This window comes from Billgrantia bachuensis (assembly GCF_011742165.1).
Classification (GTDB): Bacteria; Pseudomonadota; Gammaproteobacteria; order Pseudomonadales; family Halomonadaceae; genus Halomonas; species Halomonas bachuensis.
Genome location: NZ_JAAQTO010000018.1, coordinates 67,787 through 93,416 on the forward strand (window position 1 = coordinate 67,787; position 25,630 = coordinate 93,416).

The window sequence follows — 25,630 nt, forward strand, 5'->3', positions numbered from 1 at the left end:
ATCGTGCCCGAGAAGCACGGCCCGGCACGTCAATGAGAGGTTAACCACATGCTACCCCTGCTCACGAAAACCCACGACGCCATCAGCGAAATCGGGCTCTATACCGGGCTACTCGCCTTGGCCCTGATTGCCCTGCTCATCTTCATGGGTACGATGTCGCGCTATTTCCTCGGAGCTCCAATCGGCTGGGTATCGGATTGGTCCAACTATCTGCTTGCAGTCTCCGTCTTCGTCACTGCCCCTGCGGTTACCAGGCGAGGGTTGCATGTCAGTATGGATATCCTGCCGTCTCTGTTGCCATCAGCCACACTGCGGAAGGCAGCGGCCGTCCTGGCTTCAGCTCTGACTTGCACGATTCTCGCTGTGCTGAGCTGGCTCTTGATACGCAGTCTCGCTGGCGCCTGGACTTCCGGCACGACCACTGCTGCCGCCTATCCGATTCCCAGATGGTGGCTATTTGCGTTCATCCTGTACGGCTTGGCCTCCTCAGGACTCCATGTCTTGCGGGCAGGCATCGCCGCCCTTTGCGTTGAACATTCCGCCTATACCCCCGAGCCTACCGAAGGAGCCTGACACATGGCGATCTATGCCGGACTCTTCACCTTAGCCGGGCTTTTTATCATCGGCGTTCCCGTCTTTGCGGCTTTTTTCGGTTTCAACATCATCGCAGCCATCCTGCTGATGGGCCCGCAAATGCTGTCGCTTTTCTCAGCGTCGATACTTGATACTGTCACCACAGGCGAGCTGGTCACGGTGCCGCTATTTATTCTCATGGGAGAGCTGCTCTTCCGTTCAGGCTGCATTGCCATACTTTTCGACGCGGTGGACGATATCATCGGCCGAATCCGCGGCCGGCAATACGTCATCGTTGTAGTGATTTCGGTGCTTCTTGGAGCCCTCTCTGGATCAGCTGTCGCGGTAGCCGCCATGCTCGGCCGCACCGTTATGGTCGAGGGTATGAAACGTGGTGGCGATCGTCGCCTGCTTGCGGGCCTCATCCTTGGCGGTTCTTGCCTAGCCCCGATCATACCCCCTAGCTTCCTCGTCGTGCTGATCGGCATGCTTTCGGGTACCTCAATTTCGGCTCTGCTCGCAGCCGGTGTGTTGCCGGGCCTCGTCGCAGGGCTACTCTTCTTTCTTTATGTTCAGGTGCAGCTTCACCTCGATCCTAGCCGGGACCTTGAGCGCAATGAGGGCCGCTTACGGCGCCCACTTTGGAAAGCCCTTGTCTCACTGTTGCCGTTTTCCCTCGTGATCTTCTCGGTCTTAGGATTGATTCTGCTCGGCATCGCCACACCCAGCGAATCTGCCGCCTGCGGCGTCGTGGGCGCCCTGATTGTCTCGGCGATCTACCGCAAGCTCACAGTAACGATGGTGGTAGAGGCCCTGAAGGGAGCTGTGCTGATGTCATCCATGATCTTACTGATCATGGCAGCCTCGAAGATCCTCACCCAATTATTGGCCTTCTCCGGCTTCACCCACGAACTGATAGCCTTCCTCACGGCTATGGATCTTTCGATGCTAGCGGCTCTAATACTGTTGATGCTGATTCCCTTCGTGCTGTGCATGTTCCTGGATCAGATAGCGCTAATGCTGATACTCATTCCGATCTACAACCCGCTGGTTGCCGTCTTCGGATTCGACCCGCTTGTGTTCTGGACACTGTTCCTTCTGAACCTCACCCTGGGAGCGATCACTCCACCCTTCGGCTATGCTCTGTTCACCCTCAGCGCTTCGAGTCCTAGCGAGGTTAGTTTGAAGGAAATTTACGCCGCGGCTTGGCCTTTTATCGGCTTGATTGTCCTTACGATGGTTCTAGCCTATACCTTCCCAGCCTTGGTCACCTGGCTTCCCTCTCGTCTGTAATGGCCCTCCCCTGACCTCGATACTGCGCAGCTGAAGCCAGGCGGGGTCAGGGGATATTCACCGAAGAATCAGCTTAGCTATTTCTCATTGTTACAGAGCGCAAGATGATCAAGTTACCTTAACCAGCGAGATGCCAGCATCGGCTTTTGAGCTCTCTACTGTTTCGATGCAGTTTTCTTCCACTCCCAACCAAGCCGAGCTAAAAATTTTACGCCTGGGATATTAATAAAATCGTCGCCGAGACCAACATTGTAAATAAACGCACATTTTTTCGGACAGTCGGTCCTCTATCGTGATGCAGAACTTATAGTTTGACAGCAGGCAATAGTTTATATTAACCATACAAACTTGACCTCAGTCATCCACCTTGGTTCTTTTTGTATTATACTCAACATGAGTAGTGGCTTGACACCTTCATGATCGTTACGGGAGAAAGATGATGAGCAGAATTTCTGACTACATTCAGGGGACGCGTACAGTGCGCGAGCTTCAACTCTCTGCCCCTGAGGTAATGAAGGATATGATCTATGATTTAGAGTATCCGATGAACCCGCCACTTGAGCGAGCCGTGGAGTGCATCTTGAATGAACGGCGTTGCCCCGACTTCCGGGCTGCTGAGGTACTATTGCCTGCAATGATGAAGACCTTCGTCTTTTCAACGCAGAAATTGGATAAATCGAGTCTGAAAGGGCTTGAATCTGTTTGCAATAACTGCAGGAGGGTCGGGCACTGCTGGCGAGCCATGCGTGACCATGCTGGGGCTGAGGTCTGTCGTGACTTCTGCCCAAACGTAAAGGCGTTCACGGTTATAGCTACCAATGAATGAGCTAGGCTTTTTGAGGGATTCAACGGTTCATGTGATATGGCTTGATTGAGAAGGAGGCCTTTCGCAGACCAGGTTTCGCATGATGAAAATGAAGTTGTAACTCTGGCAATCGCCGACTTTGACCTCCACCGAGCGCATGTGGCCTGCCTAGCTGCCTCAGCAATGGCGGAGTCATTGTGCTGAGGGGCACGTGAGCATCCACATTCTGTGTCGACAACCTGCTCGCATTATGACCTTGCATTCAATGAGGTGCGCAGCGACGAATGCAGGCCAATGAAAGGATTTTCAGATCTATATCACTCCTGTGAGACGAGCCCTCCCTGGGCTTGTGCCATCAACACAGGAGACCCGATATGCCCCCACCCTGCTCGCGCTGTGACTTGCAGCGCGTCATCAACCTCGAGACCGCCCGCAAGCTGGGGACCGCTACCGGTGCCCTGGTCGGCTCCCTGAAGGGGGCCTACACCTCGCTCTACGCCCCCAGCCGCCTGATGGCGGCGTCTTTCAGCTTCCCCATGACTCGCATCAGTACCGCCGTTGTGGCTGCGGCATCAGGCGGCATCGCCGGTGCGGCCGCCGGTCAGCAGATGGTGCAGTACCTCTTCCCGCCCGGTGAGGGCACGCCCTGGCTGTGCCTGGGCTGCGGCCACGCCTTCCGCGTTATCGACTGAACCGTTGCTCCCCTTCCCCCTACCCGCCAGCGATCTGCTGGCTTTTTTTCGTCTAGGAGTTTTTCCATGTCACATCTGATCGAGCAAATGGCCTATGTCGGCGACACCCCCTGGCATGGCCTGGGGCAGCAGCTCTCACGTCATCAACCGCTGGAGGTCTGGCGGCAGCAGGCCGGCATGGACTGGCATATCGAGGAATCACCGGTGCGCTTCATCGCCGATGGCGCCGCCCACCTGGGCAGCATCCACTCCTTCCCGGAGCAGAAAGTGCTCTACCGCTCGGATACCCGGGCACCGCTGTCGGTGGTCTCCCAACGCTACAAGGTCGTCCAGCCTGAGGAAGTGCTGGAGTTCTACCGCGACCTGACCGAATACGCCGGCTATGAGCTAGAGACCGCCGGAGTGCTCAAGGGCGGTCGCAAGTTTTGGGCGCTGGCCCGCAGCGGCCTGGGCACGGCAATCAAGGGCCAGGATCAGGTCAATGCCTACCTGCTGCTGGCCACGTCCTGTGATGGCTCCCTGGCGACGGTGGCGACGCCCACCTCGGTACGAGTCGTGTGCAACAACACCCTGACCATCGCCGTGGATGGCATGAGCCAAGGGGTGAAGGTGCCGCATAGCACCGAGTTTAATCCTCAGCGGGTCAAGCAGCAGTTGGGGATCTCGGTCTCCCAGTGGGACGACTTCATGTACCGCATGAAGACGCTGGCGGAGCGCAAGGTCAGCCAGGCAGAGATCAAGACCTACTTCCAGTCGGTGATCTGCAACGCCGAGGAACCGCTGGACGATCCTTCCAAGCTGCCCAACGTCCGGGCCCTCAACCGCGTCCAGAAGCTCTATCACGGCGAAGGGCGGGGCTCTCAGCTGTGCACCGCCCAAGGCACCGCCTGGGGCCTGCTCAACGCCATCACCGAGTACGTCGACCACGAGAAGCGCGCCCGCAGCAACGACTACCGCATGGATTCCGCCTGGTTCGGCCAGGGGGCGAGCCTCAAGGACAAGGCCCTGGAGTCCGCCATGGCGCTGGTGGCCTGATCCTGACCCGATGGCGTTCCCCTTGCGGTCCCGTCCACCAAGTTCACCTTTCCCTTTCACGGCATAGCGCCCGACCCCCACCAGGTCGGGCGTTTTTCGATTCTGGAGGTCCCATGCCACTGCCCCTCTCACTGGAGGCCTGTCGGGCGCTGACGCAGCTGACCCGCCAGCTGCTCAGCGCTGGTCAACAGCAAGCCCAGACCCACGTGATGGCCCAGGGCCGGGTGTTTCGCGTGGTCGTGTCGCTGGAGCCGGTGCCTGCCGATCAGCTCCAGGATGTCTTCAAGCATTATCAGTAAAAGGAGGTCACATGACCACACCCAGCCAATCCTCACGCAGCAAGACCAACGGCCGGGCTCCGGCTACCCGCCAGGCCGCAGTCACCGAGGCGGTACCGGTGCCGGCATCACCGCTGCAGGAGAGCACCGCGATCATCCAGGTGATCGAGCGTGCCGCCCTCAATCCCGAAGTCGACATCGACAAGATGGAACGCCTGCTGCAGATGCAGGAGCGCGTGCTCGATCGCCAGGCGCTGATGGCTTACAGCGCCGCCATGGCGGCCATGCAGACGGAGCTGCCGAGCATCGCCGAGCGTGGCCAGAGTAACAACGGGGCCTACGCCACTCTGGAGGATATCGTTGACACCGTCAGGCCGATCATGAAGCAGCACGGCTTCGCGGTGAGCTTCCGTATTCAGACCCAGGAGCGTGGCATCCAGGTCACCGGCGTGCTGATGCACAAGGACGGCCATCGCGAGGAGACCAGCATGTTGCTGCCGGCCGATACCAGCGGCAGCAAGAACGCCGTGCAGGCCTTCGGTTCATCGACCAGCTACGGCAAGCGCTATGTGCTGTGCGCACTGCTCAATATCACCACCCGGGGGCAGGACGATAACGGCCATGGCGCGGCGCCACCGATGAAGGTGATCACGCCGTTCCAGGCGAGTCAGCTGAAGCAGCTAATCAGTACCTGTCCCGTGACTACCCAGGAGTGGTTCGTCGGCAAGTACGGCGACGTGGCGCAGGTGCCACGCAGTGACTTTGACAAGCTGCGTGCTTCCTTGCAGAAACGCGCCGTGCCCCAGCGACAGCGCCACTGACTCACCACAAAACCTATCCATCCCAACCACCATCACCCAATCCATGACGCCTGCATATAGCGGCGAGGGCTTAACCTCGCCGCTATGCCGTCATGTCATCAGGAGATCGTCATGCAGATCCTGACATTGGAACAGGGCACGCCCGAATGGCATGCCGCACGCCTCGGTATCGTCACCATGTCCGAGCTGAAGACGCTGCTGGTCAAGGGCAAGGGGCCGGGAGGCTTCGGTACTGGTGCCATCAGCTATATGCATCAGCTGATCGGCGAGCGCATCACCGGTGAGCCCTCGGATGCCTTCCAGGGCAACGTCCACACCCAGCGTGGCCACGAGCTGGAACCGGTGGCCCGGGAGCTCTATCAGGAAGCGACTGGCCTGCCTCGCCTGGAGCAAGTCGGCATCATCCTCAACCACGGGGTGGGCTACTCACCGGACTGCCTGGTGGACAGCCACGGCCTGGTGGAGATCAAGACCAAGCTGCCCAAGTACCAGATCGAACTTCTGCTGGCCGATGAGCTGCCCCAGGAGCACGTGGCGCAGTGCCAGGGCGGCCTGTGGGTCAGCGAACGGGAGTGGATCGACTTCGTCAGCTACTGGCCGGGGATGCCGCTGTTTGTGAAGCGCGCGTATCGGGACGAGGCGCTGATTCGCACCATCACTGAGCGCTTGGAGGCGTTTTACGAAGAAATGGAGCGCCGCATGACGCAAGTGATGGCTGCCTGAGGAGACAGAGCATGAACCATCGTAAACTGAGTGCCGGCGAGACCGCCGGCACCTACCGAATCACCGACACGGTGACCGAAGCGGAGCTCCTGAGCATCGCCAAGGCATTTGCCCGGCGCCGCCTGGCCAGGGGTCGCAAGATTACCCAGCCAGCTATGGCGTTCGAGTACCTGCAGATTCTGCTGCAGGACTACGAGCATGAGGTGTTCAGTGCCGTGTTCCTCGACAGTCAGCACCGCGTGATCTCCTTCGAGGAACTGTTTCGCGGAACCATCGACTCGGCCAGCGTCTATCCCCGGGAGGTGGTGAAACGCGCCCTGGCGCACAACGCCGCCGCCGTAATTCTGGTCCACAATCATCCCTCGGGCGATCCCGAGCCCAGCGACGCTGACCGGCGCATCACCCAGCGGCTAAAGGAAGCGCTGGGACTGGTGGAGGTGCGGGTTATCGACCACATCGTGGTCGGTAGCGAACGATGCGAGTCATTTGCAGAGCGCGGGCAACTATAAGCTTAGTCTAGACAGAATCAGGTATCACGTCATACCTCCGGTGCTGCCCTTGTGGGTGGCACCGGTACCATCATCAACTTTTTTTGTATGGATTGGTCCGTTTCGGCTAGGTAGCTGGCAATTGACGCTGGACGATCTGCTGGCCAGCCTGGTTGATGGTCTCCTGCGCGCCGTCGCGGAGCTTTGAGTTGGGCGACTAGCACCACTCCCGCGATCGCCTTGTTGCCGCCATAGGGCCGCACCCGGTCGCCTGGGGCCCGCAGGCGACCGAGCAGCAATTCTGGAGGTGGCGTCGGGCCGTCCGCGGCGCGGAGCTCGGGCTCGTCGGTGAACAGGCTGCGGACGCGCCCTTCCCACTCGTCGAGATAGGCGACCCGCTGCTCGTGGCTGACATGCGCGACTGCCCAGGCGACGAACGGCGCCATCGCATCGAGCCCGACATAATTGAGCGCACCGCTCTGGATCGCTTCGAGCCGCTCGAAATGCCGGCTCGGCCCAGCGCCTTTTGGAGGCCGCGGCGCGCCAAATGTCACGCCGAGCATGGCCCGCTTGCCGGCCAGCCCGCCGCGACCATAGTCGCCGATCTCGGGATGGTCGTTGCTGTAGAAGAGGTCGTACGCGAGCACGCGGTCCGTCCACCCTTTCAGGATCGCGGGAAAGTGGAAGAAATAATACGGGAACAAAAAGATGACCGCGTCTGCCCATTCCAACTTGTCGACCTCGTCGAGGATATCCTGAGAATAGCCGCGGTTCTTCGACGCTATCCGCTGCCGGGTCTGATAGTCGGTGCCGGATCCTGGGCCGCCCTCGGGGCGCAGCGCGATGAAGTCGTGGTCGTCGGTCACTGCCTTGAACTTCATCGCGTTGAGGTCCGACACACAGGTCTCATGTCCCTGATCACTCAACGCGAGAAGCGCACGGTCAAGCATTGCTTTGGCGAATGAGTTCGGGTCGTGGTGTGCGTAAACTATAAAGACATTCATGGCCGGCTCCTGCTTCTATTGTTCGTGAGAAAATATGTATCGGGTCGTTCACGAGAAAGTATATTGGCCGCGTTTAACCCGCGAGAAGTGGGCCAAACGGCAATGCAGTCGAGCCAAAAATTCAGCAATCCACGGTTCGAGGCAGCACGCCCGAGCTCGACAGAAAGAAGAGTAACCTACTGATTAAAGTGATAATACATTTTCAAAAATTGGCACTACAAGCGTGATACAGCAGGAGTCGGCAGGCTAATCGTCTCGATGAGGTCACGTTGTTCAGGCTTCAATTTGGTCAGGCCGCTCGCCGTCTCAAAACGGTGAAGCAGGGCCTAGTGGAACTGGATCATGCGGGCTATCTAAAGTGCACGCGTCGGCGACAGCGGCTGAAGGCGTGCCATTAGACGGATCCTTAGCATCCGGTAAAGTACCAAGGCGAGGACGCAGATCAGGGCATGAGCACGGATGAGATCCGGTAGCCGATGGTAGACCGGACGATCACGATGTCGCTCTTTAGCACTCGGAAGCGCTCCTCGATCTGTTGTGGCTCATGATTAGCCATATTTATGACCAATAGCAGCTAGCCATCCGTCATCCTGGCGCGATCGAGCGCTCGCTGTTTCAGCATGTAGCTGAACGTCTCTGCCGGCAGGTCGACCTTCAGGATATAACCAGCGTGAGCGTCAGTGACGGTCTTGTAGAGCTTGTCCGTCACGCCGGCATCGGAGAGCTTTATGCCTCGATAGCGACGCCCGGCGTACTGGTTAACCAGTTTCTCGAACCACTGTCGAGCATCAGCTTGCTGTGCCTCAAGCTTTTGATCGCGCTCCGCCGTTTGAACTACAAGAATGTTGGCCACGATTCGATAACCCACTGAATTCTCGTACCACAGAGGTCGATTTCAGTTAAAAATCTAGCTAGTAGTGCCGAACACAGAGGAGCATTACTCAGCGTCTTAAGGAAGCCTTGGAGACCGTGGATATACGCGTGATCGATCATGTGATAGTCGGGAGTGAGGAGTGTTCGTCACTTGCCGAACTGGGACATATCTGAATGGACTCTAGGTATAATGCCGGTGCTACCCGTGAAGGGTAGCACCGGCATCTTGTATATAAATTTTTTTAAATCATCAAGCCTATTTCATGGAGCTCTACACCGCTGTTTTTGTACTTCCACCATGTTGTGTGATACGAGGTCTACATTTTATTTTGACAGCACCACGACTGAATGCATCATCAGAAGACTTACTTGACCACACGTAGGCTTCACCGGTGCCGAGATGGCTCATCTTGTCGGAGGTCAACTCACCTAGAGCTGCATTCGCCTTCTGAATATGCTTCAGCCAGGCTGGCGAGTTGAATTTATGCATGATGATCTGTGATGACAGCTCGATCAGAGATACAGGAACCGATGGCGGATCCTGAGAGGCCACCATGATACTAGTCCCTTTATGTCGCATCTCACGGACGACCTCTACCAAACCGGATACCAAGTCATCATTCTCGATGTACTTGTGGGCTTCATCAAAAACTACAAGTTTGTTAAAGGCGCTTCCCTGGTAGGTTGCTTCTGAGAAAATCTGAAGCATTACCACGAATAGACCGAGGGCCTCATCCTTTTCGATGTATTCATCACGCAAATCGACGATAACCAACCGGCCTGGGCGAATTAGATCCTGAAGCCGCTGGTTGTCATCGATATATTCGCTGGCGAAAAGCAGACGTGTCCGGGCCAACTCTTTCAGATGATCGGATAGACCAGAGTTATCGATGCCTGCTTGCAGGGCATCCAGGGTCAGGTTGTCCCGCAGCCCCCTCATGATGAGATTGATTTGCCGCATATACATGCTCTGACTGCCAATCGCTCCCATTAGGAACTTCCAGTGCGCCGCCTTGAGTTCGGAGGCAGAAAAAGCAATCGGCTTAACCTCAATATCCGGGTACTCGGCCCGGCGCTCATCCACCTTGTTTGCCGGAGTAAGTATCAGGACATCTTTCAGGGCTTCCGGGTTGGCTTTGTAACGCTCACGAAGGATGCGGATCTCTTCATCCACCGAGTTGGCATTGATCATCGAAGTAAACTCCGGCGCATAATCCTGCGTCGGGCTGTAATGAAAAATGACCGTGGCGAGCGGGCTTGGCAGCACATTGATGTGCTTCAGCGGCATGGAGGCCATCTCAATGACTGTTCCAAGGGTGTAGCTCTTGCCGCCGCCTTGAACCCCAAAGAGGCTGATCGTGTGGGTATGGTTGAGGTCCAGCGCGATTTTCCTGCCGGAAACCTCTCCAAGCAATCCGTACTGGGGCGAGTCACCATTAACGCCCAGCATGATGTCATAGCTGACATCGGCTTGAGGCGCGGGCTCGGGTGTCGGATGCTCCGGCGCTTCAAGCTCGGGTTGAACAGGTACTTCAGGTTCAACAGCAACGGTGGCGGGCTGTTCGCCTTCTTTTTCTTCTTCTGGTGCAATGGTGGAAGGTCGAGGTGCTTGCTCGACGGGTTCCGCCTGTTCTTCCTTTTCTTCTTGGTCGGGTGCAGGTGTTTCCTCTGCGGCAGGAGATGTTGACTGGATGATTGGTGCCTCCGGCTCTTCGTTCCAAAGCTCATCCACCGTCCAGGACGTTGAGCGGGCTCTCTTGGGTGCGATGAAAGCGGCTGTCTCGAGCTTCGGCACGTTCGGAATGAACTGCTCGCTCAGGAGATGGGCGGTCGGCTCCTCCTCAATCTCGACGGACACAGGCTTACGGCAATTTTCCAGCAAGGAGTGAATGAGATCCTTGCCGATGCGGTGGAATTCAATGCCCACTTCGTTATCCGGAGCCTCGGTTCCGGCCTTGTCAAAGTCGAAGATCAAGGCGCACCGTCTGAATTGAAGCGAGTAGCCCTGTTCAATGGATTCAAGTAGCCCTCGCGCTTCCTGTGCGGCAGTCCCATCAAAGATCCCGTAACGCAGTGAGCGTTCCAGATAGAACCGAAGGAGCTTAGCCAGCTCCCGGCTCTTGAGCAACCTATCCGGCCGGTCCGGCTTTTTCAGAGCCGGGTCGAAGTGGCGCTGGAGGATGCGCTCACTCTGATTGATTTGGGCGGAGATCCGCTCCTTCAGTTGGTTGAAGGCCGCAAAGTCGCCGACCTGCGCATAACACTTCACCTCGACCAGGTTGCAAGTGATCGTCCTGGCGTTCAAATCCAAATCGAACAAACCCAAGTCGGTGCGTTGGAGGCTGATGGCATCGTTGACGTCGTCTGACTCTCCGCTTGCGCGGTAGAGGTCCGTGTGAGCGTCCAACGGCACAATGACCTGATTGCTCAATGCGCCCTGATACTCGAGATAGAGCCGCGCCAGTGCCAGACCAAGAGCCTCCGCCTGTTGCGTGCGTGCGGAAATCAGTTTCAGGGCGAGCTGGCCCGAAAGTGACCTCAGGTTTGCCAGTATCTGAACCGACTGCTCACCGTCGGCGGCCAAGCCGTGCTCAAGCAGCACCGGCTTCAGCATGGCCTCCAGCTCATCGTTTGAGCGCGAGGAGATGATCAGATTGTGTGTCGCCTGGGAGCTGGCTCCCGGCACATAGTCAATCAGATAGTCCGGTCTATTCTTCCTGCCGCCATGGTCGAAAAACTCAATCCCCATATTTCGGTCGATGGTGAACACCCAATCGCTGATCTGGTGAACCTCGTAGATCAGCTCTCGTTGGGCTACATCGAGGCCAAGGGTCACGACGGGTACGGCCTTGAAGCTGGCACCAGAAGCAGCAACCGCTGAGGTGGCAAAACAGAGGTGACGGCTCAGCGACGACAACAGATCGAAACATGCTGCGTGGCTATCTGTTTGACTAAAAAGGGGGCCGAGTGAGCGCCCTACAATCGGCCGCTTATGCCAGAAGGTACCCGAATCGTCATCAACGAATTCGGTGTCGAAGTCCTGTATCAAACCATGCAGCGGAGTCACCCCCATCGCTTTCTCGGCAATGGAAAGTTCCTCGGCAGGAAACACATCCAGAAGAACACTGATGTGCGCAGGAAACTCCTTGGAATTTGCATGGAATTCATTCAGCGAGTGCTTGGCCAAGTTCAGTTTGGAAAACAGATGGCTGCCGGTTGAAGTCGCAAACGCATCGGCGGCCTCGTTCACCGTCGCTCCAGGACGGACCATGGATTCAAGCGCCTCACCTAAAACCGGCGAGTCGGGATCGGAGGTAAAGAGCCGGATGTCATAACGCAAATCGGCATGCTCACGCTTCTGCTGGAGCGATATCAAGGCCTCCGCAATCACCGAACCGGCACCGGGGTTGAAGATGTTCAGCGATAGCTCTCGCACATACGGATGCTGGGAGAGATAGCGCTCGATCTTGTCCGCAATGACCTTTCCGGAAATATCGGTCCCCGCCGCAGAGGGCTCGGCCAAGCCGAGGGCCGAACAGATCTCCGCCATCAGACCACGGGAATTCTCCTCGGTGGTCGGGGCATAGAGCGCCCAAAACGCATTCAGGTTGTCCACCGGCGTGAAGATGCGGCCATCCTCGACGGGAATACCGACCGGATAGGCAGAGGGCGCAAGGCCATCCAACAGCGCGGAACGGACGTGAGGAATGTGATCTTTCCCACCTGCCTTGATTCTCTCGATCCAGTCCTTGCCCAGGGCGACCCAACTGCTCAGCCACAAGGCACGGAGCGGATGGGTTGGGGAGACCAACACAGCCTCGCGATGCCTACCACGGAAGTCGGTCAAGATGACATGAATGGAGTCAACGGCCAGCACGTTTCTGAGCGCTTGCAAGTGTTGCTGACGCTCGGCACCGGGAGTCGTCTCGGCCTGACGGATGAGGTTCCTGACCAGGTCAAGGTAGCTTTCAGCATACGCGAGGCTTTCCTTTTCCGAGACCCGGAACGACAGCCCCTGCATGATTAGCTCGGCAGCATCTTTGCGCACCGCTGCAAAAAACTCTTCGCGGGCAGCCAGAAAGGAAGCCATCGCGGCGGAAGATGGCAGCGTGAGTCCAACCTCGGAGGGCGGCTCGGCGGTATCCAGGTTGATCTGCATTCGCCACCCTGACAGGTGCTTGGGCTCCGCCAAGATGCGCTGCTCGATGGTTTTGAGCATACGTGAAAGCGGGATCTGAACCGCTCCCTCACGACCGAATTTAGCGTGCAAGGTTTCCTGGCGGGAGGTCTTCTTGGAACGACCGCCCTCGGCCCAGGCGACACCACTGATCGCGATATCATCGGGATCGCGTTCATCGCCCAGGGCAGTCAGTTGCAGCCGGAAATGTGCATGCTCCAGGCTCTGCTCAATGGGTATGGCGCGTTGCGGTGGTTCTTCCTCAATGTTGCCACCGGGCAGGACGTAGAAAGGTTCGCTCTCGTAAGAGCGTTTAGCCCCCTCGGAGGCGGAATCCGCCTCCAACGGAATCGGGTCGCCATCGGCCGTCCAAGGCATTACACGGATGAAATGCCATCCTTCCTCAAATTCGATTTTATTGAGTTTGGCCAGGTTGGTCGTGCATTGCAGGCGGTTGGGCGACCAGGCTTTGACCTTTTTTGATTTTCCTACCGGGCCGTCATTCTGTGAAATGATTTGCACCGTAAAATGATCAAGCCCGCTGACCTTGCCGGGGTGAGGGTAAATCTCGAACACCACGTTCATTTTACGGCGGTCGTTCGGGACCAGAACCTGTTGCCCGATGAGGCCGGAGAGTTGATCGTCGGTCTCATCCTCCTCAACGACCGGCAAGTCGGTCTCCAGTACCGTCAGAAGAACCTTGTCCAGCGAAAGTTCTTCCTGGAAGGTCCATTTGTCGAAAGATATGCTCCACCAGCTCTTGTCGGTCGCGATGAGCGGCGTCCAGGGCTCGGGCTCCTGGACATCGTATTTTTCAAAGTAGGCGAATAGGCGCGACTCCAATGCCTTATCGCTGAGCCTCAGATCGACAATACGGCCACGCACCGACTTGTGCGAGGTCATCAGACTGCGGACACTGCCGAGGTTGCGGCGAATCTTGCTATTGACCATGCAGGGATCGGCAAAGAGCTTGAAGTCCGGAATCAACGTTAATTCATACAGGCTGGCCCCGAGGGTTTCTCCGTCAATCCCGTTTTCGAGCGCGGTGAGCAGATACCGCACGCGGGAAACATCGTCGGCAAACAGCCATTCTTCCTCAGTGAGGATGCCCAAAAGATCGCGGACATGGCCGACCAGCGTTGCCGGGAGCCGGTCAAGCAGCGAGTCGATCAGGTCCTCGTAGATGCCGGTGAAAGCCAGCTCCTCGAAGGTCGCTACGCCAAAAGAGTCCTCGGCGCTGGTACGGAGCGAGGTCGGTATGAATACCAGCAAAGGCTGACGCAGCTCGCCGTCCGCGTCAGGGTTACGCAGTTCCACCAGCTTGGTGGAGGTCACTCGGAAAGGCATGCCTTCTTGGTCATGGCTACCAAGGATAAAGATGTTTCCGTCGGGCCAGGTTCTCCGCAGTTCCTTGCAAACCGACTCCATGACATCGTCATCAAGATCGGTGACCCGCATGCAGTGGCCTGGGCCACGATCACCCAGGATCGCTTCGATACGAGGGCACAGCAGACCAGCTACCGCCGCGTTCAATTTATCCTGGGAAAGCTTGGTGAACGCGTTACTCATGCGTGCCTCCCGTTCTTATCAGTTCCGTCATTTCTCTCAATGGCATAGCGGGGTGATACCTTTTGGGTCACGTAGGCATCCGACATGTCCTCGTAGAACCCGATTTCACGCAGGCGGCGCTTGAAGGCTTCGAGGTTGAGGCGCAGGGCGCGTCTGTCGAGAATGCTGCTGTTGCCCTGAGCTCCTTCCGGAAGCCGGTCGATGTGAAGGCCGTAGCGGTTTCTCAAAAAAGCCAGCAATTCCTCGATGCGGACCTCGCGGGTCACGAAACGCCCGCCATCCTGGGTGAGCACAGCCACCTGGAGGAGAACTTCGAGCAGTTTACTTCCTAGCACAAATCGCCGAGGGCTTCCCTTGGTCCGGGATTGGGCCAGCAGGCCGTTCTCTTTGTTCTTCAGCAGCAGAGAGTCTAGGCACTCAGTGATGTACTGGCGATGATACTTGCCGCGATATGCCATCAGGATTTCGATGAAGGATTCGAACTCGCCCAGGCCCATGCCAGTGACTTCCCGGATCTCCGGATCGACGTCCTCGTTCCCGGAGGTCGATTCCTCGATCAGGCTCGCCAGACGGAATTTGAAGTAGGCTTGGCGCTCGGTATCGTGCTCGGGCTTCAGCAGGGATACCAGATCGCCAACGGTAAACACGCCGCCACCAGGGGTAGCCAGCTTGCCCGTCTTCTTGCTCAGGTATTCCGCCATTTCATCGAGCTTCTTGACGACGAAATTGGCCTGAACAAAGGCTGGTATCTGACGATAGAGCCGGTCAGTGGACTTGCGAGCCAACTCGGCCATGTGCGGATTGTTGACCTCGCCCATGTCCACGACCAGCGCCACGCGATAAGGACAGCCTTCCAATGCATTGTCGAGGCCCGGGTTGATCGGGCATTCCTGGGCGGTGCAGAGATCGTTGCCGGAGCGCTGTTTCACCAGCTTGGGCAGCATCTGCAGCAGCTTGAGGTGGTAAACCGCCAGATGGAATGCCATCAGAGTTTTGAGGTAATCCACCAGCACCGAACGCGGAATATAGGGCTCATAGGCCAGTAGCCGCAGAATATCGTCGGCCATAATATCGGCCTGGCCGATACACAGCGGCTGGAAGCGCGAGGGCTCCTTGGAGTCCTTCATGTCCTGGGTAACCTGATGATCCAGACGCAGGATGGCCTGCGTTTCCACGTCTACGGAGGCGTTGGGATCGTAGCGGTCCGTCACCAGGTCGATTCCCGGGAAAAAGAAGCGCTTCAAGGCATCTCGCGCCGCTTGGCCCTTGCCTTTGCGGGCATAGAAAAGCATCCAGTGGATCTGCTCGGCAGCGCCGTAATCACGGGTATGCTTGGCGTTGCGGAACTTGTAGGTGTTGCCGTGCAACGGCCTGGGCGCCGCAAGCGCCTGGTTGCTCTTGCCGCGATTGACCAAGTCCATGAGGTCGGTTTCAATCCATGCGCGAGTAATATCGGGGTGTTTGTCGAAGCCGGCAAACCACTCTGGATGCTCTAGAAAGTCTTCCAGAAACTCATCTACAGAAAGGTCTCCACCCCTGGGGGGCCTGCGACTGGCGTACCCCTCATACTTGAGGCGAGGAAAGAGCATCGTTAACACACGGTCCATCTCGATATATTTGAAATCGAGATAAGAGACCTTTGGGATTCTGAACTCCTTGTCGCGCCCCTTAATTGACATGGTATCCAGCCCCCTTCTCTGATACTTCCATCACCAGTCGGCCGTCATTCTCCCGGCGAATCTCGTAAAACTTGTGTCCTGCTTTTGTTAACAATACTTCCTTGTATGGAACTGAAGCTAGCAGGTTCTTGAATACCGCCAGACTCAGATAGAAACCTTCCTGCTCCTCGATGCTGGGACGATAGCCGTTGTTTAGCCGCATCAGCATTTCATAGATGTCTAGATTGATGCGCAGGCTGGCCTTGTGGCCGTCACCGGAGTCGTAAAGCAGCACCAGCGCCTGAGACAGGCACTCGAGGAATGGATGCGCTGCCGTTTCCTGTTCGGTACGAAGCGTGAAATGGTCGCCATCGAAGAGACGGTAGCTGAGGATGGTGCCCTTATCCACCTGGCGAACACGCAGCGCCAACTGGTTGCCCAGCCGCGCTGGATCGCTCAGACCTTCGCCTCGGTTGATGGCACGGAGAATAGTGGTTACCTCATCCTGACTCTTCGCACCAGATTCCTCGATGGCTTTTAAGAAGGGATCAATATGCCCATATGGAAGCATCTTTTCCCAAGGACGGTTTTCCTGACTATCCCGGCATTCGAAGAAATGGCGACGGCGCATGTGTGAGAGGTAATTCCGGTGCTTGGCGATCAATCGACCGCGGTTCTTCGACGAGTAATCGCGAGGGAGATTGCGGAACAGTGTCTCCACCAGCTCATTGTCATACCCAGCTCGCTCCGCGAACGTAAAGCGGCTCATGGCCTTGGTCTTGGGATTGAGGAAGCCAAGCTCGCGGTCCAGATCGGGGTTGCTGACTTCGGCAACATCGATCTCGCGCAGCAAAGCAATCAGCCGGTCATTGGAGCCTTCCGCCCCGCCAAGCCACGAGTTGAAATAGAAACCGTCAAGGATGCGATTCTGGGTCTCTTCACCGCCGTTCTGATAGAGCTGGTGAATGCCGTCGCAGTCCTGGGTGCCCACGAGCATGAAGGCTAGCGCCGAACGTAGGTCGCGCATGGTGATATGCAGTCGCCCGCGCAGGTGGGTAATGGTGTAGAGCATCTTCAGGCGCTCGATCACCTTGGGTCCGGCAACCGGGTCCTGGAAGGTCCGGGCGTTATGGTAGGCAAAGCACTTGCCCTTGAGGTCACACTTCTCGCAGGCCTGCCAGTATTCCTGCTGCGTCATGCGGGCAATCAGCCGCTCCAGAATCGACGGCTGACCTTCCTCGGGTTCGGCGACCACCGAGCGCAGGTTGAGGTTGATGACCGCGATACCGCTTTCAGGAGCGGCTCCGGCCAAGCCCTGCTGGATCTGCTTGGCGAGCAGCGGGAACTCCTCTTCATGCTCCAGGAAGAAATCGACCAGCCGCCCCTCGTTGATCGCGATCAGGCGGGTCTGGTTCTCGGGCCAGCCGGAGGCGTCCTTTCCCGCGAAGGGAGCAAAGAACTTCTGCAGCACGGCATCGTTACGCTCGTCGCCTTCATCCTGACTGCCATCATAGTTGCTCTGGTAGGTATGGCCCTTAAGCTGGAACACAGCCCCATTCGCGCCGCGCTGCATCTGTGCTCCCTTGCTCTCGGCAAAGGCCTCGAACTGCTGAATGAAGGCCGTCTTGCCGTCACCGGCGTTACCGCTGATGATGACTAAGCGGAACTCGCCCTTGAGTAGCGCGGGCTTGAGTTTTTCATCCAGATAGGTCGGCACGTAGGTGGCCTTACCAACTTCGTCGAGGCCACGGGTGCCCGCGTTGGACACCTGGCTCTGGCTGTAGAGGGTCAGCAGATGGGTAACAAAGGGGTTGGTGTTGGGCTTGGTCGGCTCGAAGCCCAGCTTGGACACCACCTTGGGTCCGGCACTAATCTCGCCGGTGGTCAGCACCGAGCGCAAGCGCTTGACCTTGGCCATGGCGGTCAAGAACTCATCGACTGAGGTGTAGCGCTCCTTGCGCTCCGGCGCGATCATCTTCACCAGCACATTGACCAGCGACGAGCTGAGGTCGGCGCAGCCTTTGAACTGCTTAGGGTCCTTGGGCTGAGTCTTGATCGGCGGCGTCGGGTCGTCGAAAGGATACTTACCGGTCAGGCACTCGTAGAAGGAGATGCCCAGGGCATAGAGGTCGCGGTCCATCCGATCCGAAGCATCCGGCTCGGAGGAGTAATTGTAGTCCGGCGGCAGGTAGCGACGCGTGCCGCCACCGCCTTGAACCTCGTCGTTTTCGGAGACCGCGACATTGAAATCAATGATGCGAACGCCCTTATCGGTCCACAGCAGGTTGGAGGGCTTAACGTCCTGATGGTAAACGCCGTGCTTGTGAAGATGGGCCAGTCCATCGGCGGCCTCGCGCACGATGCGCACGGCATCATCCAGTGACAGCGCCTCGGCATCGATCAGATCGGAGACATCCAGACCTTCCACATACTCAAAGACGATATACGGCGTCTGCTTGGTGTCGGCCATGCGGTCCGCCCAGATCACCTTCACCACATGCGGATGGTCGGGGAGATTAGTCAGGGTCTTGTATTCGCGGCGCAGCCGCTCGTACACGCTGCGGCGGTCCTTGGTTACCAGCTTGATAACCCGCACAACATCACCCAGAGAATCGAACACCTTGTAGGCCACACCGAAGCCGCCGCTGCCTAGCTTCTTCTGAATGCGAAAGCGATCCCCCAGGATGAAATCCTGCGGCAGGTTCATCAGGTTATCGGGAGGCTGCGGCTGGGCCACGGCCTGTCCGCTCACATCCGGGGCAGAGTCGTTCTTGGCCTCGGGCAGAATCAGGTCATCCAAGCCCTTGCGGGCGATGGCCGCGCTGGTGTGCCGTTCCTCGGGGTCGAACTCGCAGAATTTCTGCAGCCACTCGTCGACTCCCTTGGGCAGGTCCGGCTTGTACTCCGAGGGCTTCATGGGGAATTTGCCGTCGGCCTCCATCATCTGGTCGACGCTCTCAAAGGGCAGTTCGCCAGTCAGCAGCTCGTAAAAGATCAGCCCGGCGGCGTAGAGGTCGGAGGCGATGCTGGCCTGGGCCGGGTCCTTGAAGCACTCCGGAGCCTGGTAGGCAACTTCCAGGTCATCCACCACCTGATCGGCGATGGTGGAGGTGCGGTTCTTGCCCACCCGGGCGAAATCGAAACCTGTTACCCGGGCCTGGCCGCCCTTGGTCACCAGAACGGCATCCGGGGTGAGGTTGCGGTGGATCACCTCATGCCGGTGCGCATGATCCAGGGCCGAAAGCACGTCGCGCATCAGCTGGAGCTTCTGGTCAAAGGTCAGCGCCAGGGAGGCCTTGTTGATGTGCAGGCGCAGGGCCTGGCCGGGCAGGTCCTCGGTGACTAGCACCACCTTATCTTCATCGTCGGAGACGAACAGATCCTTCACCGCAAGCACGTTGGCGTGGGTCGGCATGTGCGCCACGGCGCGATAGGCATTGCTGATCTTCTTGAACTCTTCCTTGCGGGCGGCTTCGTCCTGATAAGGATCGGCTTGGTAGACCCTCAGACGGGCCATGCCGCCGCTCTTGCCCAACAGGTTGTGCTTGGCGCGGTACTCGGTGTAGCGGTCGGTGCCGCCCAGCTTCTCTTCCACCTGCCAGTCCCGGAACACCAGCGCCGCACTCTTGGGTTTGGCATTGCCGGTGATCGCCTTAGCAATCTGGGAGTGGAAGCGGGTGATGTTGTCCAGCCGGTTTTCGGGGATACGGCTCGCGTCGCGGAAGTATTTCAGGCAGTGCTTGAAGTCGGTCACGTCCGGGCTGTCGATGCCCGCCTGGTCGAACACGGCGGCGTCATCGGCGGTGAGCAGCACGGCGGCATGCACATGGGCCTTGCGCAGCTCGAGCTGTCCCTTGTGGCTCTCCTTGATGATGCTCGCCAGCACCTTGGCATGGTGCCGCAGCTTGGCCAAGGGAGAGTGAAACGGCTGCCGCCCTTCGGGATACCACTTGGAGCCATACACATCGATATTACCCCGCGTTCCTTTGACATCCACCAGGTACATCGCGTGAGGCGCGAGAATGGCGACGTCAATTTCGAACACCTCCTGGCCTTGGCGCATCTCGAAGTTGTGAAAGATCAGCCAGCCCTCGGGGAGATGATCCCGAAGGAAACCGATGGCCTGGCGCTCAGATTCGTTCGCGGGTTGCCCGATGGGTATGACCTTCGCCATTAGCGACCGCCCTCCTCGATAGCACGTTCGACGAGGGAGCGGGCCTCCTCCTCCAATTCGACGGCTCGCGCTCTGTTCTCCCAAGCTTTTTCTGCTATGGCGCTAATCTGATGTCGCTTCTTCGCGTCAGGCCAATAGATTTGAATCCTTCTAGCACCGTCTTCCTGAAGCACAGGAATTGACGTTCCCGAAGAATTTTTGAGCAAGAATCGAAGTCCGAAACCAGTCGCCAGATAGGTGAACACGTATCCAGCGTCTTTCAAATCATGTGGCGTGATTCGAATTTGATGCTCCGAGACCGCTTTTCCAATCAGATTGCGGTTTGCGAGTGTCGGCCGGCCAAAGATTCCATATCTTTGCCCTACGCACTGAAAAAGAACTTGGCCTTGCTTGACGATGAACTTGTCTATGTGCTTTGTCTTGGCAGAAATTCTGTCTTCGCTCTTCTGGCCCATCGTCATCACATCGGCGCCGCCAAGAAACTCGTAGCCACCTTCCTGAACATGAACTCTTTTGAAAATCGGGGGGCGCAGTGCCGCCGCGACATCTGCTATGTCAATCAGTGGAACGTTGGCTTTCTTCTCGGCTTCACCTACAAACCCAATGTGGTGAAAAGCATCTAAACGATTTGCGAAGCCACTGACTGTTCTTGCCTCGATGCTGAATGCCTGTGGCTTATTGTGCTCCCAAGCGATCGTGCCTCCTGCAATTTCCTCTTCTAAAGTCTTAACCTGCTCGGCAATTAGCTGGCTTGCCTCTGTCCTCAAGTCTGCCGCTTGTTGAATTAGTTCATGAGCTTCGTCTTCCACTGCGCCCAAGCGCGGGACAGGTAAATCAGCAATATGATGAGGTTCTAGGTGCGTAATTATCGAGCCATAGGTGCCTGAGGTTACGATGGGCAAGCCGAATTTAGTGCCAAGGTAGGCGTATATGTAGCCTGGCTTGACCTTGCTCTCGTCCGGGATGACTCTCAAAACATCCTCTGTACATGCCATTCCATTCATATCGGCACGTGAATAAGCCATTCGCCCAATTGATCCGGACCGTGTAATGAGTGTCCAGCGATCCTTGATCAGGAGCTGACTGTTCTGACGCGCAACCGATTTTGCAATATGACTGATGGTGCTGAGGTCAGCCTGAAGAATGTCTGTGCTCGATAGAAAAGGATATCCATGTTGATAATCGTCCACCCAGAGGCGGGTGATACGCCCTGCGTTTATGATCCCAGACATGCCACCCTTGGTTAGGTTTTGCAGATGGTCTTTTCTTGCTGGTAGCTGGCTCAGGATTTCTCTTGCCTCCATTGCGCCCGACATATATGGACCGCAATCGAGTCGATGCCCCTGTTTTTCAATCCAGCTACTTGGCACGGCTTTTATTTGGAACTGTCGGCTCATAACGGCACCTCGCCGGTTGCGCGGAATTCCTTGTATTTCTCTGCCACCAGCGGCAGCTCGTCATGAATGCGGCAGTTTCGGCGCATGGTCTGGCGAATTTCCACTTCGCCGCCTTCACGAACCCGCTCGATCACTTCCTCATTGAAAACCAGTTCCTCACCATCGGGGGCTCGCTGGAACAGGAGAGTGCCCCGGGCGTCGACACCGGCCCGATCCACCACGGCCATGAAGACCTTGTATTCCGGGTGTTCGGTATTGATCAGCTCTTCCTGGCTACGGCGGCGCAGCACCAGCAGGCTGGGCAAGGCGGGCGTTAGGCCATACTCCTTGACGGTGACCTTGAAAGGCTCCACCGGCAGGTCAACCGAGGCCATGACCTCGCAGTGGCGCAGAATCCACCAGCGCACGTACTCATCGCCGGGATTGCCCAGCAAGCCATCAGGCAGCAGGATACCCACTCGGCCGGTGCCGGGCTTCACCCATTGCAGGGCGCGTTCGATGAACAGCACCTCGGGCGGCACGCCGCCAGTGCTCAGGTTGCCGGTGTTGCGGAATCCATGTTCTTCGTCGCGCTCCCAGTTGTTGCCCAGGTCATAGCACTCCAGAATGGAGGTGTCGCTCACCGTGTCTTGGGTCGAGAACCAGGGGTTGAGCAGAACGATATCCATGCTGCCCAGCGGTATGGCCGGGCGGGCGGCTTCGATGCCATCCAGATCGCCATCCGGGAAGGTGCGGGCGTCGATGCGGAACACGCGGCCAGGATTGCCGGTGGTGAACAGCAGATTCATGCGGCTGGCCACGGCCAGGAAGGGATCGATGTCGCAGCCCAGGGCATTGCTGGCCGCCCAGGCGGCGGTTTCGTTTTGCGACTGGCGGATCTGTTCGTTGGTGGCTTCTTCAGGCGTAGTGCCCATGGCGGCCAGTTTTTTCATGAAGATGTGTGCGGCGGTCATGGCCAGGAAGGTGCCGGTGCCGCTGGAGCAGTCCATGATGCGTTCGCCGGGTTGCGGGTCGAGCATCTCCACCGCCATTTCGGCCACGTTGAGCGGCGTGGGGTAGCGGCCCTCACGGCCGTCCATCACGCTGCGGGCAACCGCACGGAAGGCCCCGGTACGGTAACGGGGCTGCGTTTCGCTTAAGTTATAGCGGGCCAGCTCCATGACCACGCGGGCGGTCTCGTGGGGTTCCAACGTCAGATCCCAACCACGGGTCAGCAGGTTCGGTTGCCAGGCCTTGGCGGCGGCAATGGATTCGCTGATGCGCTGGGCAATGGCCTGTTGGCCTGCGTCGGTGAAAGGCTCGTCGCCCCTGATCCAGAATCTGCGCTCGCCGTTGGGCAGGGTCTCATCGTGGATCTTGGCCAGCATCAGCACGGCCAACTGCTTGAAGGAATCCTTGTGGTCGAGCCCCAGGTTGCGGTTCAGATACTGGCGGCAGCGCAACAGGGCGTCTTCCAGGTCTTCCGCCTCGGCGCTGACCTGAATGACACCGCCGGTGCGGTCGAGATCGGTGGTGCGTTCGCCCGGAACCGGCCAGACGCCCAGGGGCTTGGCTCGGACCTCGAAGCGTGTGCGCTCGACCTGGAACAGGAACTCCTCCTGGCCGTTGGCCCACATGCCCAGTGTCGCGCCAGGGATCAGCTCCAGCAGCTCCTTGAGCTCGCGCAGGTCGGCGTCGGCCTCGGCAATAGAGCGGAGCTTGTCGCGCATTTTCTGATTCTTGCAGACGATGATCCGCTGCAGGTTGTCGTTGTTGTGCTCAGCATCGGGGTGGAAAATCGCTATGTCGATGCGCTTGCGCCCCTGGCCGGGGATCTGGGGGTTGTAGTTGACCTCCAGGTCGTTCCGATCAAAGCCGTAGCTCTCGATGAGCTGGCGCAAAACCTTCTGCACCAGCAGCTTCTTGGCCGAGGCGCTTTCCTTGTTGCCGGTCAGGATGTCAATGAAAAAGTTATCCAGGCCGCTCTCTTCGGCAGCATCCTGCGGGAGTACAATGATGTCGTCTAGACCGGTCATCCGTTCTGCTCCCTGAGAAATTCGCGGTACTTCTCAGCGATGACCGGCAGATCGTTGTCCTCGATCTTTTCACTGCGGGTCAGAACCCGTTCCACGAAGCGTCCGCCGATACGGATGCGTTCGATATGTTTCTTGGGCTCGACAATCTCTTCGCCGTCCGGGGTGCGTTTATAGAGCTTGTTGCCGCGGCGGTCGAAACCAACTTTATCGGCCACAGCCATGAAGACTGGGTATTCCTCGCCCCCGCCCAGCGCCTCACGATGCTTCTCTTGATTATCCTTGCGGCGCAGGAACAACAGGCTGGTAAGGATGTTGACATTGGCCTCGGCGATGAAAGCTTCCACCGGCAGATCGACGGAGGCAAGCACCTGGGTTTCACGCATGATCCACCAGCGAATATATTCCGCCGCCGGGTTGCCAAGAATGCCATCCGGAAGAACGATCCCCATGCGACCGGTTCCCGGTTTCAGCCATTTTATGCAGCGCTCGATGAATAGAATTTCAGGTGCAACACTGCCCTTGAGGACGCCGGTGTTACGGAAACCACCTTCGCCGTCCGGTTCCCAATTATGAGCCAGCTCGTACTGCTCCAGAATGTGCTTGTCGGTAATCGGGATGTCGGAGCCGAAGGGGGGATTGGTGGCAATGATATCCACCGAACCCAACGGGATCTCCTTCTTCGCAGCAGGCAAATCATCCAGGTACCCCAGCGGAAACTCCAGGGAGTTGATGTTGTATATATGACCCCGGCCGTCACCCGCTAGCACCATGTTCATCTGAGCGGCGCGGATAAGGAAGGGATCGAAGTCCGTTCCGAAGACGTTGGCAGCAGCATACTCTTTCAACCGCTCATGGACATTCAAGAATTCAGTAGTGCTTTCGTTCCCAGCCTGGGTATCCTGGTCGTCGCGAAATTTCTTCAGCATGTGCCCTAGCGAGGCGACCAGGAAGCCACCTGTCCCACAAGCCGGATCTAAAAGGCTCTCGTTCTCTTTGGGGTCGAGCATTTCAATGACGAGCTTCACGACGCCCCGGGGAGTGAAATACTGACCACGGTCGCCGCGGAGGTTGACGCCCACCAGTTCCTGATAGGCAACACCCTTGGCATCGACATCCGTGCGGGTGAAATCGTACTTGGCCAACTCAGAAACGATAAAAGCCAGCGCCCGGTTGGAGAGGGTGATCTCTTCGTTGCCTCGAAATATGTTCTTGTAATGCTTCTTAACCTCAGTGAACAGCGCCTCGATACGAATACGGATATCCTTGCGGCCTTGCTCCTCGAACTGCTCCTTGGGGCCAGCCCAGAATCGACGCTGCCAGGCCTGTCGCTGCTTGGCACGCAGGTTCTCATCGTGCATCTTGCAGAAAATCAGATAGAGGAACTGCCAGAAGGCGGCGTCCTTGGGCATCCCCTCGTTTCCGTGGATGAAGTTGTGGCAACGCCGAAAGGTAATCTTGAGCATCTCTTTGTCGGCGATGCGGGTGTGGGCATCGGAGACAACATCTTTAGTGCCAACTGACTCTTCCGCCATTGGCCAATCGCCAACAGGATTGCACTTCGTCTCAAAGCGACTCTGTTGCTTCTCTAAGAAAAAGAACTCGAAGCCGTTGGTCCAGAGGCCATACTGAACAGTCTCCATTTCAAGCATGATAGCCTCGATCTCTTCAAGGTCTTTTTTTGCTTGCTCAAAATCTCGAATCCTGGCCGCATTTTTACCCAAGACAGGTTCAGGTCGGCATACAACTGCTCGGCGCAGATTTTCTGGAATATGTTCTTTTTCATGGCCAAATATGGCTATATCTATTTTTTTTCTCCCCTTGGATTTGTAACCAATTTCCATATCTTCTGGAGAAAAGCCATACTCATGAATCAAAGCACGGGCGATTCGCTGGCGTACCAGCTCTTTCTTTGTCTCTTTTATTTTCCTTCCTGTGACATAGTCAAGCGTATACCCTGCTGGTATCGCGCTTTCGCCAACCTCATTGCTCATCATCCTGTTCATCAGTAGCTCCGCCGCACATCCAGGGCTTCAAAATCAATCAACCCTCAATGGT

17 protein-coding genes and 1 pseudogene are annotated in these 25,630 nt (G+C 57.4%); 10 read left to right on the plus strand and 8 right to left on the minus strand.

From position 1 onward, the window contains the following. Positions 1-48: 48 nt before the first annotated feature. From HBJ55_RS07870 to radC, 9 genes are all read left to right on the plus strand, one after another. Entirely contained in the window at positions 49-573 is a 525-nt protein-coding gene (locus tag HBJ55_RS07870) for a TRAP transporter small permease (protein WP_167112807.1), read from the plus strand. Positions 574-576: 3 nt separating this feature from the next. Beyond that, positions 577-1,866, plus strand: coding sequence for a TRAP transporter large permease (locus tag HBJ55_RS07875; RefSeq protein WP_167112808.1), 1,290 nt, complete (start codon positions 577-579; stop codon positions 1,864-1,866). 439 nt (positions 1,867-2,305) lie between these two features. Then, entirely contained in the window at positions 2,306-2,692 is a 387-nt protein-coding gene (locus HBJ55_RS07880; protein WP_167112810.1) for a hypothetical protein, read from the plus strand. A gap of 353 nt (positions 2,693-3,045) precedes the next feature. Further along, complete coding sequence (locus tag HBJ55_RS07885) at positions 3,046-3,363, plus strand: hypothetical protein (protein WP_167112812.1); 318 nt, start codon at positions 3,046-3,048, stop codon at positions 3,361-3,363. 66 nt (positions 3,364-3,429) lie between these two features. After that, positions 3,430-4,398, plus strand: coding sequence for a DUF932 domain-containing protein (locus HBJ55_RS07890; protein WP_167112815.1), 969 nt, complete (start codon positions 3,430-3,432; stop codon positions 4,396-4,398). Between the two features lie 113 nt (positions 4,399-4,511). Beyond that, a complete protein-coding gene (locus HBJ55_RS07895; RefSeq protein WP_167112817.1) occupies positions 4,512-4,697 on the plus strand; it encodes a hypothetical protein in 186 nt (61 codons plus the stop codon). 11 nt (positions 4,698-4,708) lie between these two features. Continuing rightward, positions 4,709-5,497 (plus strand): ERF family protein, encoded by a 789-nt coding sequence (locus HBJ55_RS07900; RefSeq protein ID WP_167112819.1) that lies wholly within the window; start codon positions 4,709-4,711, stop codon positions 5,495-5,497. A gap of 111 nt (positions 5,498-5,608) precedes the next feature. Next, positions 5,609-6,220, plus strand: a complete 612-nt coding sequence (locus HBJ55_RS07905) for a lambda exonuclease family protein (RefSeq protein ID WP_167112821.1) — start codon at positions 5,609-5,611, stop codon at positions 6,218-6,220. Positions 6,221-6,231: 11 nt separating this feature from the next. Then, entirely contained in the window at positions 6,232-6,729 is a 498-nt protein-coding gene (radC, locus tag HBJ55_RS07910) for a RadC family protein (protein WP_167112823.1), read from the plus strand. A gap of 29 nt (positions 6,730-6,758) precedes the next feature. Here the strand turns inward: radC and HBJ55_RS07915 are convergent, their stop codons facing one another. After that, complete coding sequence (locus HBJ55_RS07915; RefSeq protein ID WP_167112825.1) at positions 6,759-7,712, minus strand: NAD(P)H-dependent oxidoreductase; 954 nt, start codon at positions 7,710-7,712, stop codon at positions 6,759-6,761. A 215-nt stretch (positions 7,713-7,927) separates the two neighbouring features. Beyond that, positions 7,928-8,547, minus strand: a pseudogene (locus tag HBJ55_RS22695) (transposase); the annotation flags it as partial. A gap of 101 nt (positions 8,548-8,648) precedes the next feature. Here HBJ55_RS22695 and HBJ55_RS07925 point away from each other — a divergent pair. After that, positions 8,649-8,759, plus strand: coding sequence for a JAB domain-containing protein (locus HBJ55_RS07925; RefSeq protein ID WP_167113018.1), 111 nt, complete (start codon positions 8,649-8,651; stop codon positions 8,757-8,759). A 97-nt stretch (positions 8,760-8,856) separates the two neighbouring features. On the opposite strand, the gene mads8 is transcribed toward HBJ55_RS07925, so the two are convergent. The 6 genes from mads8 to mads2 (HBJ55_RS07955) are packed head-to-tail and all read right to left on the minus strand — an operon-like array spanning position 8,857 to position 25,578. Next, the gene (gene mads8, locus HBJ55_RS07930; RefSeq protein ID WP_167112830.1) at positions 8,857-14,331 is read right to left on the minus strand and encodes a methylation-associated defense system ATP-binding protein MAD8; all 5,475 of its coding nucleotides are present in this window, start codon (positions 14,329-14,331) and stop codon (positions 8,857-8,859) included. Further along, positions 14,328-16,010, minus strand: coding sequence for a methylation-associated defense system protein MAD7 (mads7, locus tag HBJ55_RS07935; RefSeq protein ID WP_167112832.1), 1,683 nt, complete (start codon positions 16,008-16,010; stop codon positions 14,328-14,330). The genes mads8 and mads7 overlap by 4 nt, the downstream gene beginning before the upstream one ends. Further along, entirely contained in the window at positions 16,000-20,163 is a 4,164-nt protein-coding gene (gene mads6 / locus HBJ55_RS07940; protein ID WP_167112834.1) for a methylation-associated defense system protein kinase MAD6, read from the minus strand. The genes mads7 and mads6 overlap by 11 nt, the downstream gene beginning before the upstream one ends. Further along, positions 20,163-21,560 (minus strand): methylation-associated defense system restriction endonuclease subunit S MAD5, encoded by a 1,398-nt coding sequence (gene mads5, locus HBJ55_RS07945; protein ID WP_167112836.1) that lies wholly within the window; start codon positions 21,558-21,560, stop codon positions 20,163-20,165. The genes mads6 and mads5 overlap by 1 nt, the downstream gene beginning before the upstream one ends. After that, entirely contained in the window at positions 21,557-23,575 is a 2,019-nt protein-coding gene (gene mads2 / locus HBJ55_RS07950) for a methylation-associated defense system DNA methyltransferase MAD2 (RefSeq protein ID WP_167112838.1), read from the minus strand. The genes mads5 and mads2 (HBJ55_RS07950) overlap by 4 nt, the downstream gene beginning before the upstream one ends. Then, positions 23,572-25,578, minus strand: a complete 2,007-nt coding sequence (mads2, locus tag HBJ55_RS07955) for a methylation-associated defense system DNA methyltransferase MAD2 (protein ID WP_167112840.1) — start codon at positions 25,576-25,578, stop codon at positions 23,572-23,574. Before mads2 (HBJ55_RS07955) ends, mads2 (HBJ55_RS07950) begins: the two co-directional genes overlap by 4 nt. Positions 25,579-25,630 lie beyond the last annotated feature (52 nt).